Annotated in this window: 14 protein-coding genes; 8 read left to right on the top strand and 6 right to left on the bottom strand. The window is 54.8% G+C overall.

Features of this window, described 5'->3' with window-relative positions:
• Positions 1–582, top strand: coding sequence for a TlpA family protein disulfide reductase (locus A11S_RS06575; protein ID WP_015467718.1), 582 nt, complete (start codon positions 1–3; stop codon positions 580–582).
• Here the strand turns inward: A11S_RS06575 and A11S_RS06570 are convergent.
• Positions 579–1,328, bottom strand: coding sequence for a hypothetical protein (locus A11S_RS06570; RefSeq protein ID WP_015467717.1), 750 nt, complete (start codon positions 1,326–1,328; stop codon positions 579–581). The two genes, A11S_RS06575 and A11S_RS06570, sit on opposite strands and share 4 nt — an antisense overlap.
• 49 nt (positions 1,329–1,377) lie before the next feature.
• Between A11S_RS06570 and A11S_RS12150 the strand changes: the two genes are divergently transcribed.
• The 3 genes from A11S_RS12150 to A11S_RS06555 all read left to right on the top strand — a co-directional run bounded on the left by A11S_RS12150 (position 1,378) and on the right by A11S_RS06555 (position 3,536).
• The gene (locus A11S_RS12150; RefSeq protein WP_268744261.1) at positions 1,378–1,509 is read left to right on the top strand and encodes a hypothetical protein; all 132 of its coding nucleotides are present in this window, start codon (positions 1,378–1,380) and stop codon (positions 1,507–1,509) included.
• A gap of 89 nt (positions 1,510–1,598) precedes the next feature.
• A complete protein-coding gene (locus tag A11S_RS06560) occupies positions 1,599–2,891 on the top strand; it encodes a pentapeptide repeat-containing protein (RefSeq protein ID WP_235067426.1) in 1,293 nt (430 codons plus the stop codon).
• Positions 2,892–3,002: 111 nt separating this feature from the next.
• Entirely contained in the window at positions 3,003–3,536 is a 534-nt protein-coding gene (locus A11S_RS06555) for a hypothetical protein (protein ID WP_015467715.1), read from the top strand.
• A 19-nt stretch (positions 3,537–3,555) separates the two neighbouring features.
• On the opposite strand, the gene A11S_RS06550 is transcribed toward A11S_RS06555, so the two are convergent.
• Complete coding sequence (locus A11S_RS06550) at positions 3,556–3,756, bottom strand: twin transmembrane helix small protein (protein WP_015467714.1); 201 nt, start codon at positions 3,754–3,756, stop codon at positions 3,556–3,558.
• Positions 3,753–4,508 carry a bifunctional 2-polyprenyl-6-hydroxyphenol methylase/3-demethylubiquinol 3-O-methyltransferase UbiG gene (gene ubiG, locus A11S_RS06545; RefSeq protein ID WP_015467713.1) on the bottom strand — a complete coding sequence of 252 codons (756 nt, stop codon included), beginning with the start codon at positions 4,506–4,508 and terminating at the stop codon, positions 3,753–3,755. Before ubiG ends, A11S_RS06550 begins: the two co-directional genes overlap by 4 nt.
• A gap of 94 nt (positions 4,509–4,602) precedes the next feature.
• On the opposite strand from ubiG, the gene A11S_RS06540 reads away from it, so the two are divergent.
• Entirely contained in the window at positions 4,603–5,829 is a 1,227-nt protein-coding gene (locus A11S_RS06540) for an aspartate kinase (protein ID WP_015467712.1), read from the top strand.
• A 3-nt stretch (positions 5,830–5,832) separates the two neighbouring features.
• Here A11S_RS06540 and A11S_RS06535 read toward each other — a convergent pair whose 3' ends face one another.
• A complete protein-coding gene (locus tag A11S_RS06535) occupies positions 5,833–6,921 on the bottom strand; it encodes a hypothetical protein (RefSeq protein ID WP_015467711.1) in 1,089 nt (362 codons plus the stop codon).
• Positions 6,922–7,119: 198 nt separating this feature from the next.
• Here A11S_RS06535 and A11S_RS06530 point away from each other — a divergent pair, with 198 nt between their 5' ends.
• Positions 7,120–8,286, top strand: coding sequence for a helix-turn-helix domain-containing protein (locus A11S_RS06530; protein WP_015467710.1), 1,167 nt, complete (start codon positions 7,120–7,122; stop codon positions 8,284–8,286).
• A gap of 9 nt (positions 8,287–8,295) precedes the next feature.
• Here A11S_RS06530 and A11S_RS12190 read toward each other — a convergent pair whose 3' ends face one another.
• On the bottom strand, positions 8,296–9,045 hold the full coding sequence (locus tag A11S_RS12190) for a DnaJ domain-containing protein (RefSeq protein WP_015467709.1): 750 nt from the start codon (positions 9,043–9,045) through the stop codon (positions 8,296–8,298).
• A gap of 124 nt (positions 9,046–9,169) precedes the next feature.
• On the opposite strand from A11S_RS12190, the gene ispG reads away from it, so the two are divergent.
• Together ispG and A11S_RS06515 are read left to right on the top strand one after the other, a co-directional pair.
• A complete protein-coding gene (gene ispG / locus A11S_RS06520) occupies positions 9,170–10,312 on the top strand; it encodes a flavodoxin-dependent (E)-4-hydroxy-3-methylbut-2-enyl-diphosphate synthase (RefSeq protein WP_015467708.1) in 1,143 nt (380 codons plus the stop codon).
• Between the two features lie 110 nt (positions 10,313–10,422).
• A complete protein-coding gene (locus A11S_RS06515) occupies positions 10,423–10,845 on the top strand; it encodes a hypothetical protein (protein WP_015467707.1) in 423 nt (140 codons plus the stop codon).
• A gap of 8 nt (positions 10,846–10,853) precedes the next feature.
• Here A11S_RS06515 and A11S_RS06510 read toward each other — a convergent pair whose 3' ends face one another.
• Positions 10,854–12,119, bottom strand: a complete 1,266-nt coding sequence (locus tag A11S_RS06510; RefSeq protein ID WP_015467706.1) for a hypothetical protein — start codon at positions 12,117–12,119, stop codon at positions 10,854–10,856.
• Positions 12,120–12,225: the final 106 nt, after the last annotated feature.

Here is a 12,225-nt window from a genome sequence, read left to right as displayed (position 1 = left end):
TTGGTTTTGGCACTGGTGACTCTGTGCCCACTATTAAGCGCCAACGCGGCCACAAAGGCAACAGCCACCCCGCAAACAAAGGCGGATTTCCTCGCCCAATTTGCGGCCGTGCATACCTATGACACCGAAGCGCCGCGCGGGGCCGCTCCGGCGGATCTGGTGGGTGTATTTGATGGACAATCTGCGTCGTTTCCCGCGGATTTCAAGGGCAGGATTCTGCTGGTCAATTTCTGGGCGACGTGGTGCGCCCCATGCGTGACCGAACTGCCGACTTTGCAGGCGTTGCAGCAGGCCCGTCAGGGGGACCATTTCACCCTTATGACCCTGTCCACCGATGTAAATCCGAAATCGGATAAAATCCGCCAGCTTCTGGAAAAATCCGGATTTTCAGCGGATGGTCCGCATTATGTCCTGAACCCCGATGACCAAACCGGGTGGGGACATTATATCGGGCTGGCCCTGCCAACGACGTTCATCATCGGGGCGGATGGGCGCGTGCTGTACAAACTGACGGGTGCGGCCGACTGGGCGTCACCGGGGGCGCTGGACTTGATTGATGGGCTGATCCCGACGGGGGATTAATTCCATTTCCAGTCGAAATATTTCTGCTGGTGCGGAATGTGATACCCCATGGAAAAAAGAACCCGTTTCACGGCCATTTGTTTCGGGGTTGTGTCATGCTTTACGGCCCACTGGCTGGCCAACGTGACAAAGGGGGTATAGCCGGATGAATCCCGTGTGGCGCACGTGAATGTTCGGCTGAGCAGTGTGTGCAAAAATTTGCGGCCCTTTGGATCTTTTTTGAACGCAAAATAGCCATTCTCCAAAATTCCCGGCAGGAAATTCACCAACATATGGGCCAGATTGATATGCGCCCCGGTTGTGGCCAGGGCCAGACCGTTTTTGTCCATCAAGGCTTTTGCTTTCGCAAGTTTCGGGTCCTGCACATCAAAGTCGGCGTAGATGGCGTATGGCTCCGGTTCCTTTTTTAACACGTGTTTCAACACGATCAGGCGTGCCACATCAACGCGGGCCCAAATGTTCTTGTTTGCATTCGGACCAAATAAATCAGGGTCGCGGCCATATTGGGGGATGGTGTTGAGGTCACACAATTCAACATTCGGCGGGGCGAAGCGTTTGTGGTGTTCATTCAGGCAATTGACCGAGCGTTTATCCAAAAATTTGTAGTCCAGCCAGATTTTGATCCGGGCGTCGGGGTAGTCGCGCGCGACGTCGTGGGCGCAATCAATGTGTTTGAATGAGACCGTGCATTCAACATGGCGAAACTGGCTGTCAGGGGATTTATTGATCCAGATATAGTTGATCAAGCAGTCTTTTCCGCTTTCTCGACTAGCCCGGTTGAATGATTGTGTAAGCATGTTTTTTAGCATGGGATTATTTAACATAATAAAAATGCAAGAGCAAGAAATTAAGGGTTTTGGCCGGGGAAAAGGTGAAGTCCTTGTTCTGGCAAATAAAAACCTTGTGCAAAAGGCTGATCGGCAATGAAAAATAAAGGAATATGATCTATACAAGATAGACGGGGATTCCCGGCCACGACCCGATTCACACCACCGTATTTAACCAAGCGTTCTTTGATGACAGCAGATACCGCAGCCTCAGCCTTCCAAAAGATGACTCAGACCCAACTGGATGAAGCGGTTGAGTTGCATGGCCGTTTTATGGCCGGGCGGCTGGGCGGGCGGCGTGCGGTGTTAAAGCGGATGGATTTGTCCGGCCTGTCCTTACGCGAGCGTGACCTGCGTCAGGCGGATTTCAGCGGCAGCATCATGACCGGCATGGATCTGGCTGGTGCGAATTTCCGTGAAGCATCGTTGTATGCCTGTGACCTGACCAATGCGAATTTGAACAAGACAACGTTCGTGCGCGCGGATTTGCGGGGCGCGCGGATTGAAAGCGCGAACCTTGCGGGCGCCAACCTCGATAACGCCGACCTGCGCGCGGGTGGCATGTCGGTGGACGGCAGTTTCGGGCAGGGGCAGAACGTGAACTTCCGTGGTGCTAACCTTGCGGGGGCGAAACTCTCCGGCACGCTGGCGTCGAATGCTGATTTCTCTGACGCGATCATGGCCAAGGTTGATTTGACTGGCGCCGATCTGCGTGGTGCGCGGTTCGAAGGCGCAGACCTGACCGAAGCCGAAATTAAAGGCGCGCAATTGATGGGCGCGAACCTGAAATCCACCATCCTGACCGGGGTGGAGATCAAGGAAATTTCCAACAGCGGTGCCGATTTAACCGGCGCGGTGACGGATGAGAACGTGGGCAAACCCATTTCCGCACTGGATGAACCGCTGGCCAAGCTGATCAAGGAACACCGCAACTGGGTTGCCACCGTTGGGCGTCAGGGGCGGCAGCTGGACCTGTCCGGTTATGATTTGCGCATCCTGCTCTCGCTGGCGGGTGAGCGTCTGACGGCGGTGAAGGCGATTAAGGCCCGCTTCTGCGGTATGGATTTGACCGATATTCAATTGCAAAGCGCTATGCTGGATGATTGCGATTTCCGCAGTTGTTTCCTGCGCGGCGGCGACTTCCGTGGGTCGTCCCTGCGAAACGTGAAACTGGGCCATGCCGATCTGCGCAATTCCGACTTCCGGGCGCTGGTGTTTGACAACCCGGACGGCTCGAAAAAATCCAGCCCGTGCATTCTGGATGGGGCCAACATGCGTTACGCCAATTGCGCGGGCGCGCGTTTCGCCGGATCGTCGTTCCAGGGCACCGATTTGTCCTATGCCGATTTGACGGGCTGTGATCTGGCCGGTGCCGATTTTACGGGCGCGAAGCTGGACAATGCCATCGTCGAAGGCGTGCGGATCGAAGGCGCAATTTTTGACGGCAATCTGCCGGATGCGCTGAAGAAGCTGATGGGGTAGTTTTAAAGCCCTGTAGGCCGGACGAAGACTCGGATCTGTGCCGGAGTTGCGAATGAAAAACCAAATTAAAACGGCCCCTTTTGATTGAAGTTTTTAAAAAGGATTCGATTTTTGAAGCCGTTAATTAGAAGGGTTTTATTACAGGTTTTTCCGAATGCCGTGCAAAAAAATATTCGCCTATTGCTAGCGAGCGGCGACTTAAATGAAGGCGCCTTTTTGCATATGGGGGTGCAAAATTTGTTGGCGGTAGTTTTGATTTTTTTTGTTGCAATGTTTATTTCCTCTGAATTTTTGGGCTTTGTTATTGGCTTTCCTCTGTCTTTGGGACTGTCCCTGTTTGTTGTAAGGCGGGATTTTTTGTCTGGGTTTGGTTCCAGATTTGCAATTTATTTGTATGGAGAGAAACTCTCCGGAACAATTTTGGAACGATCAATATATTGGCCATCCAGTGTTGGATACATCTGCGCTGTGGATGGTGTTGATGATACCATTGCCGTACATCATAGCCGTGCATACTCGAAGGCGCTTTATAGGGTGGGTGATAAAATTCACTTGTATGTCGATAGGGTTAGCGGCGCGGGGGTTATAAATAGCTCGAGCGTCAAGAAAAAATATTGCCTTAAAAATTCTGAGGCAGGGGCGTGACGGGCCAAGGGAAAAAGGCTTAATGCTTCATCCCGGTCAACATGGCCAGCGCGAACATTGCAATCGCAAAGCCCTGCAAATAAACGCGAACCTGCATCATCTTGTTGCTTTTGGCATGGTCGGCTTCGCGGCCGCGGGTCATGTAGAACACGCCGATAAACAATGATGCCGCAACGGCAACCATGGCAATCAACATCAGGGCAACGGCAATCGCGTTCATTTCTTTTTCGTCTCCGGTTTGTGGGCGACCATCAGGTAGTTCACGTCCAGATCGCGCTTGGACAGGCTGAATGAATTGGTCAGCGGGTTAAAAATCAAACCGCTGCTGCGCTCTGGGCTCAGGCCATGGCGGCGCATGGCGGCGGCCAGTTCGGCGGGTTTCACAAATTTTTTCCAATCATGCGTTCCGGTTGGAACCCACCGCAGAATATATTCCGCCGCGACAATCCCAAGGGCGAAGGATTTCGGCGTGCGGTTCAGCGTGGACATGATGACCTTGCCACCGGGGCGGCACAGGCGGCCGATGGCGGCGATAAATAAATCAATGTCGGCAACATGCTCGACGATTTCGAGGGCCACGACACAATCAAACGCGCCCGGTTCGCGTCCAGCCAGATCTTCGGCATTGTCGTTCAGGTAGCGGATATCCAGCCCGTTGGCGTCCGCATGGTCACGGGCCACGCCAATGGCGACGTCATCGGCATCCAGCCCCGTAACATCCGCGCCCATCCGGGCCAGCGGTTCGGACACCAGCCCGCCGCCACAGCCAATATCCAGAATTTTCAGGCCGGCGAGGGGGCGCAGTGATCCGCCCGCATCCGGGGCCAGAACATCGCGGATAAAGCCCATCCGCACCGGGTTGAGGCGGTGCAGCGGCGCAAACGGCCCGGTTTCGTCCCACCAATGGGCGGAGTCCTTGGCAAAATGGCGGATTTCGTCCGGATCGGTTGTTCTGGATTTGTGTGCGGCCACGGGTGAAAAACCTGTTTTCCCTTTGATTTCTGACTGTTTTCTAAGTATGGGTAAAAGCGGTTAAAGTCAATTCTTACCCGGTTTTGGTGTCTTTATGGCCCGCCTTGTCCTGAAATTCGGGGGTACGTCCGTTGCCGGTATCCCCCAGATTGAAAACGCCGCCGAAAAAGTGGTGGCCGAGGTCGCGCGCGGGCATCAGGTGGCGGTGGTTGTGTCCGCCATGGCCGGGGTTACAAATCAACTGGTTGATTATTGTCGGGGTATCAGCCCGCTGCACGATGCGCGGGAATATGATGCGGTCGTGTCCAGCGGTGAAAACATTACCGCAGGGCTGATGGCGCTGGCTTTGCAAAAACGCGGGGTCATGGCGCGGTCGTGGCAAGGGTGGCAGGTGCCGCTGGTCACCAACGACATGCATGGCAAGGCCCGGATCGAAGAAATCCGCACCGCTGAATTTGATAAACGCCTGAGCGCGGGCGAAGTTGCCGTACTGGCCGGGTTTCAGGGCGTAACGCCCATGAACCGCATTTCCACGTTGGGCCGTGGCGGGTCCGATACGACCGCCGTGGCGCTGGCCGCCGCGTTGAAGGCGGATCGGTGCGATATCTATACCGATGTGAACGGCGTGTACACGACCGATCCGCGCATCGTGCCCAACGCCCGCAAACTGGCGCGCGTGTCATACGAAGAAATGGTTGAAATGGCGTCATTGGGGGCGAAGGTGTTGCAAACACGCTCCGTCGAAATGGCGATGAAACAGAATGTTCCGGTTCAGGTGTTGTCCACCTTTGAACCGTCGATCGGCAGTGATCTGCCCGGAACCCTTGTCACCAGAGAGGAAGACATCGTGGAACAGCATATCGTCAACGGCATTACCTACAGCCGCGATGAAGCGAAAATCACCCTCATCAACGTGCCGGATATTCCGGGCATTGCGGCCTCGGTCTTCGGTCCGTTGAGCAACGCCAACATCAATGTCGACATGATCGTGCAGAACGTGTCGCATGATGGCAAGCTGACCGACATGACGTTTACCGTGACGCGCGCCGATCTGGATCGTGCGCTGGAAACGTTGAAAAACGTGGCGTCGTTGAAAGATCTGAAAATCCACACCGACGCCCGCGTGGCAAAAGTATCGGTTGTCGGCATCGGTATGAAAAGCCACGCTGGCGTGGCCCAGACCATGTTCGCGGCGCTGGCGGAGAAGGGCATCAATATTCAGGCCATTTCCACGTCGGAGATCAAAATCAGCGTTCTGATTTCCGAAGATTACACCGAATTGGCCATCCGCGCCCTGCATACGGCGTACGGGCTGGATTAAGTTTTAGAATAGTGAAAAACCAATCCGGCCTTTGGATGAAAAACCAAAGGTGCCGCCGCGTTTTGATCCGTCGCAGCAATCTTTCAGCGTGTTATTCAATGTAGTCAGGTTTTGCGTGGGCTGACCTTCGTTTGCGTGTTGGAGGATATCCCGCGCATCCTGGTCGTTTAAATACCCATTGCCGTTGGCGGAAAACAATTTGCTGATCTCTATAACGGATTCAGCACTCAATGTTTGTTTGCCTAAATTTACACTGGGATAGATTGTTTTGCTGGTTATGCAGGGGTCCATGCTTCCATCCTGGAAATCATAGCAAAGGCTCATGCTCAACTCTTCATGGGGTTTTAGCTGATTGGCGTACCAGGTTAAAAATTCTGCGTCTTTACGCGTATCGTTTATGCGACCAGTAAGGGCTGTTTTAAACGATATTTTTTGCGCTTCTTCAAAGCTTTTGCCATCGTCCAGGGCGGTTTTAAACGCAATCATTGTTTCGTCGAGGGCGTTCCTTTTTGTCTGGCTCAGGGTGCTCCAGACTTCAGAATGTTCGCCGTAGTGCTTTTGCACGTGAGAAACAAAGCTGGTCAGGGCGTGTGCATCCAAAAGCCGGGAAAAGGCGAGGGCGTCTTCCGGGACAAGGAAAGCACTCCACAGACGTTGCGGGTGGCTCAACGATAATTCGTTTTTCTTCGCAGATTCTGCGGCCCGGCGTTCCCGGTCACTTTGTTTTGATGTGGATACGTCATGGTCGAACATTTGTTTGTAAAGCTCGGTCGCGATGACTTTATCCGGGGTGCTGTTGCGGTTAATAACCAAAATGTCGCGCCATGAATGAAGGGCATGAGATGCTCCGCTTTTAAGATCGGCCTGACATAAAACCAAATCCTGTGAGCGCAATGATTTTTGAAAATCGTTCAGCAGGGCGCTCTGGCCGGACAAGGTGCGGATTTTGTTGAGGGCGGCGCTTTCCGTCTGGGCGCAACTGGCTGTCGGGTCGTATTCTTCCCGGACATAATCCGTAGGGCTTTGAAAGCAGCCAGTTAAAAGCAGGGGGCCCAAAGTCAGTCCGGCAAATTTTTTAGAGAGTGCGTTCATTGCAAAGCCTCGCCCGTCATTTGGTTGGGTAATGACGGGGGACTGTATATTGTTATGAAAACCAAGGCAATGATTTGCTTTGCTATGGCATCCGCATACGTCGGACTGCCATACATTCGCCCTTTCCGCCGCCCGTCATATCGTGTAATGATTATAGAGCTTTAAAGCCAATCCTGAAGCAAAGGTTAATACACCCGCATGACTGAGCAGCAACGCCGCGAGGGCGAGCAAGGCTGGGAATTTTACACGGATCTGCCTGTGGGTGAGATCCTGCGTCGCACGCGCGTTCATTTTGAACAGTCGCTGGACGAAGTCGCGGGCTATCTGCGCATTCGCGCATCTCAACTGGAAGCATTGGAAAGCGGTGATGTGTCGCAACTGCCGGGGCGCGTGTACGCGATCGGTTATGTGCGGACCTATTCCGAATATCTCGGGCTGGACGGCGACAAGATGGTCCAGCTGTTCAAGATGCAATCCGTGGGCAGCAAAGAAGAATTGCCCGAACTGCATTTCCCCGCACCGGCTTCCGACAGTAAAGTGCCGGGCACGATGCTGGTGATTGCGTCTTTGCTGGTTATGACCGTGATCGGTGGTGGCTGGGTCATTATGAATGCCGGGACGAAGGAGGCGACGATGGCCGCCATTCCGAATGTTCCCGCCGACATGCGCGCCGACACGGCGACAACCGATATTCCGCCGCCGGTCCAAGAAACCGTTGCGGCCAGCACGGCAGCGTCTCTTCCTGGGGCGACAGTGCCGGGCGCTTTGGCGGTTGCGACACCGCAAGATGCCACGACCACTGCGACGGTTCCGGCTGATGGCGCGGCGGCTGATGCTGCCGATGCAGCGACGGCAGCGACTGGCGCTGTGGTTACAGATCCTGCTGCTGCGGCGACGGCTGCAACGGCTTCGGTTGTTGCGGGTCAACCGGTTGATCCGGCAACGGGTGCGGCCACCGCACCGTCACCGACGGAATCTCTGGCCGTTCCTCCCGCACCGCCGGGGCGTCAAATTGTCATCAGTGTGAAGGACCGTTCATGGGTTGAAATCCGTGACAAGAAGGGCAAGGCCCTGGTGTCCCGCATTCTGAAGCCGGGCGAGACGATTGTTGTGCCGGAAGAAAATTACGGCCTGCGTCTGGATACGGGCAATGCCGGTGGTCTGGAGCTGAGCATCAACGGTGAAGTTATTCCGGCCCTTGGGCGTCCGGGTGATATTCTGCGTGGCATTACGCTGGATGAAGAATCGTTGAAAAACCGTCCGGCTGTTGAGGAGCGCGCCGCCGCTCCGGCCCGAACGGCCCCATCACGCGCCACCTCGCGCGAGGATGAGGAAGCGATCCGCGCTCTCGGCCTGCGGGAATAAATAATCTTCTTACAATGTTTGCGGTTTATAGCGCAGGTCGGTGGTCTTTCCGCCGATCACGTCCAGCGTGTTTTGAATCACATCCTGACGCTTGGCCAGTTTTTCCTCAATCGCGGCAAAGGCGCCGCGAATGCCCGCCGTGTTGATCATGTTCCCGGTTTCGGCGTGGGATTTCACAACGCGCTTCACATCCAGGATATAGGGTCCCAGTCCACGATCCTCGGACGAAAATTTATTCACTGCCATATAAAAAAAATTGGCTTGCGTCCGCAATGTTGTGCGGGCGGCGTCGGCATGGGCGTTGAATTGCGGGCGGATCAGGTCGTTGTCCCACACGGCGCCCTGCATAAACAAATCGGAATGCGTCTGTTGGAAATGCAGGTTGGCGGTTTTGCGCAATGACCCCAGATTTTCCAGCGTATCCAGATAATCATTCCAGTGATCCACAATCGCATTGACGCGATCGACCAGATTGTCGTTTTGCGGTTCTGGCGTTGATTGTTCGGACGGGGGCGTTGCGTTCTGTTGCGCGCCCTTCAAACCGGCCAGCGGGTTGTCCCGGTCATAGGCGGCCCGTTTGGTGGTGTCGGATAATGTGTCATAGGCCTCACCAACCAATTTGAACCGGGGTTCGCTTCCACCATCGCGGTCCGGGTGTGTCTTAAACGCCGCGCGGCGATAGCCCAGCTTGATCTCGGCCTCCGACGCATGGCGCGGAACGCCCAGAGCGGCATAATAATCGGGTTGATATGTGGTCATTGGGGCCCCCTTACGTATACGCAGTAACCAGTAGTATATTTACATAACATATACAAAGGGGTGGTTTCAAGCAAAACTGGTAAAATCGTTGAAAAAATCCCGGAAACCGGGCATTGAATGACGTATGAGCACGCACGACGATCACACACATGTCCGCCCGTGGCGGCATATTCCGCGCCGTAAATCCCGCCAGATCATGGTGGGCAACGTTCCCGTGGGCGGGGACGCGCCGATTACGGTGCAGACGATGACCAACACGCTGACGCACGATGTGGCGGCGACCGTGGCGCAGATCAAGGCGTGCGAAGCCGCCGGTGTTGATATTGTCCGCGTGTCCTGTCCGGACCCGGAATCCTCGGCCGCGCTGAAAGACATTGTGAAGCAGGTGAATGTGCCCATCGTGGCCGATATTCACTTCCACTATAAACGCGGGGTCGAAGCGGCCCAGAACGGCGCGGCATGTCTGCGCATCAACCCGGGCAATATCGGGTCGGAAGAGCGCGTGAAAGAAGTGATTAAGGCCGCGCGCGATTACAATTGCTCCATCCGCATTGGCGTGAATGCCGGGTCGCTGGAACGTGACCTGCTGGAAAAATATGGCGAGCCATGCCCGGATGCGATGGTTGAATCGGGCCTGCGCCATATCAAGATTTTGCAGGATCTGGATTTTCACAATTTCAAAATTTCATGCAAGGCATCCGACGTGTTCATGGCCGTGGCCGCGTATCAAATGCTGGCCGAACAAACCGATTGCCCGATCCATCTGGGCATTACCGAGGCCGGCGGCCTGCGCACCGGCACGGTGAAATCATCCATCGGTATTGGGTCCCTGCTGTGGGCCGGGATTGGCGATACGATCCGCGTGTCCCTGTCCGCCGATCCGGTGGAGGAGGTGAAGGTTGGGTTTGAAATGCTCAAAGCCCTCGGCCTGCGCCACCGTGGCGTCAACGTGATTGCGTGCCCGTCCTGCGCGCGTCAGCAATTTGATGTGATTAAAACCGTATCCACATTGGAAGACCGTTTGGCCCACATCACCACGCCGATGACCATTTCCGTGATCGGCTGTGTCGTGAACGGCCCGGGTGAAGCGTTGATGACCGATATTGGTTTGACCGGTGGCGGCAAGGGCACGCACCAGATCTATATCGGCGGCCAGACCGCCCACCGCCTGCGCGAAGGCGATGAAACAATCGTCGATCATTTGGTGAAAATGGTCGAAGAAAAAGCCGCCGAAATCGACGCCAAATCAAAGGATAAGGCGGCGTAAGGTTCGTAAAACCGCCAAAACACGCAAAACCCTTGCGGGCAGGTCCGGAAAACAGCTATATTCATTCCCATAATAACAAAAATGAATGAAGGCTGTAGAGGGTCTGAGCCATGAGTGATGTGTCCGCGAAATCCGCGTTTGATGCCGATGGGCGTCCGAAACCATCCATTGATAAACGGCTGCTTGAATTTGTGACCTTGCTGGATGGCGTTGTGGGGACACGCCATACGTTCCGCGTTGAATATAATTCACTGCGCGATTTTGAAATTCAATTCACTGACCGCGATTTACAAGACCGCGCATACAATAAATTGCGCGTGACCATGGATGATCAGGGTCAATACGCGGTCACACACACGGGCGCGATGGACTTTTCGGCGTCATCCAATATGAATGCCCGCGCGGCCCGCATGACGATCAATGGCTGGATTGATGTCTTGCAAAAAACCTATCAATTTGATTGCCAATCCAACCTGCACCGCCGCCGATGCGAGCGTGCGGAGATGCTGGGCGTGAAAAAACTGACATTCTAGGTCTGAGTCTAAGGCTGGGGTGCTTTCGGGGCGCGGGGTTTGCGCGGTTTGTTGAATGTGTCTTTGACCGCCTGAAACACGCGTTCTGCCGCGGCGGTTGTTTCAATCAGAATATCCGAAATATCCGCGTTGTGTTCGACAACAAAACTGTTGCGGGTTTTCTTTTGGGCTTTCAAATCATCCAGCGTGAATGTTTCATCATACCCTTCGGCCACGGTGGATTGTCCCGTCTTGGCGTTTAACTCCAGACGGAACATCACATTTTTCTCATCTTGCGCGCTGACAAGGTAGAAATCGTAGAACGGGCTTGTCTTCTTGTGCGTGTTGATGGGGTAAACGGTGCTGAGCGTGACCAGCTCTTCCATCATGGCCTGTTTTTGGCGGGCAACATCACGCACATAATCGGCGCGGATTTCAAAATTCTTGCGGGCGCGGTCTTTTAAATTCTGCATCATCGCCTGCATCTGCGCCGGGTCCATCAGGGCCGTGCCGGGGGCCGCACCGGATGCCGGGTTAAAGGTCAGCAGCAAGGGCAGGGTGGCCAGGCCGATGCGGGCGGCATCGCCGCGTTGTTCAATGCCCGGTTCAATGTCACGCGCGGCGGCGTTTTGCAGGGCTTCTTCCACCTTCGCGGCGTACAGATCGCTGCTGGTAACGTGCCCGTCGGTTTTGTTTTTCCGGTTGATGTAGCCCAGCTTCGTCCACGCCGCATCTTCCAACAGGTCAAGGTACGCCAGCTTTTGCCCCAGCATATCGCGATACACAATTTTGATTTGGACGTTATCCGGCATGCTGTCATACAGGCTTTTCATCTGGGCCGTTTTGCCTTCGTCATAACCGGACATGGTTTTGACGTAGTCTTCGAACGCGGAGGTGTCGCGGATTTCGTCCGAGAGCAGGCCGTCCATATCCAGCACCGGGGCGGACAGATCAATGATCGGTGTGCCATCCGTGCTGACCAGATCGGGCTTTTCCGCCTGGAACTGGGCCAGCTTGGCATCATAAAGCGGTTTGATATCCGCAACGCACAGGAACCGGGCGCATTCTTCGACCAAATGGGTCGCGCGTTCGGCCTTTTCCTGCATGGCCTTGCCGCTGCGGGCCTGACGGTCGGGGTGGTACAGGGCCCGGGCCAGTTTCACGACCTTGGCAATGTCTTGCGTGGAACTATCCGGGGTAATGCGCTCCTTGAAATCGCCATCGGCCATCATGGCGTTCAGGATGGTGTAGCGATCAAGAATATAGTGAACACCTTCGATGGAAGAAAATGACATGCCCAAGCCCCCGGCCCAATGTTTTTTGAATATGGGAAAGTCTTAGCCGTGCCTCAAACCAGACGCAAGGGCTTTTGCAAAATCCGGCTTTGGTGGTAAAAGACCC

The sequence above is a fragment of the Micavibrio aeruginosavorus EPB genome, from assembly GCF_000348745.1.
Classification (GTDB): domain Bacteria; phylum Pseudomonadota; class Alphaproteobacteria; order Micavibrionales; family Micavibrionaceae; genus Micavibrio; species Micavibrio aeruginosavorus_A.
The sequence above is the reverse complement of the archived record's forward strand: the minus strand, read 5'-3'. Positions and strand labels throughout refer to the sequence as shown.

What these genes read in the sequence shown, in the direction of transcription:
- A11S_RS12190 (WP_015467709.1), bottom strand. Translation starts at nt 9,045, where the DNA reads ATGACCACATATCAACCCGATTATTATGCCGCTCTGGGCGTTCCGCGC.
- A11S_RS06510 (WP_015467706.1), bottom strand. Translation starts at nt 12,119, where the DNA reads ATGTCATTTTCTTCCATCGAAGGTGTTCACTATATTCTTGATCGCTAC.
- ispG (WP_015467708.1), top strand. Translation starts at nt 9,170, where the DNA reads ATGAGCACGCACGACGATCACACACATGTCCGCCCGTGGCGGCATATT.
- A11S_RS06540 (WP_015467712.1), top strand. Translation starts at nt 4,603, where the DNA reads ATGGCCCGCCTTGTCCTGAAATTCGGGGGTACGTCCGTTGCCGGTATC.
- A11S_RS06550 (WP_015467714.1), bottom strand. Translation starts at nt 3,756, where the DNA reads ATGAACGCGATTGCCGTTGCCCTGATGTTGATTGCCATGGTTGCCGTT.
- A11S_RS06530 (WP_015467710.1), top strand. Translation starts at nt 7,120, where the DNA reads ATGACTGAGCAGCAACGCCGCGAGGGCGAGCAAGGCTGGGAATTTTAC.
- A11S_RS12150 (WP_268744261.1), top strand. Translation starts at nt 1,378, where the DNA reads ATGTTTTTTAGCATGGGATTATTTAACATAATAAAAATGCAAGAGCAA.
- A11S_RS06515 (WP_015467707.1), top strand. Translation starts at nt 10,423, where the DNA reads ATGAGTGATGTGTCCGCGAAATCCGCGTTTGATGCCGATGGGCGTCCG.
- A11S_RS06560 (WP_235067426.1), top strand. Translation starts at nt 1,599, where the DNA reads ATGACAGCAGATACCGCAGCCTCAGCCTTCCAAAAGATGACTCAGACC.
- A11S_RS06535 (WP_015467711.1), bottom strand. Translation starts at nt 6,921, where the DNA reads ATGAACGCACTCTCTAAAAAATTTGCCGGACTGACTTTGGGCCCCCTG.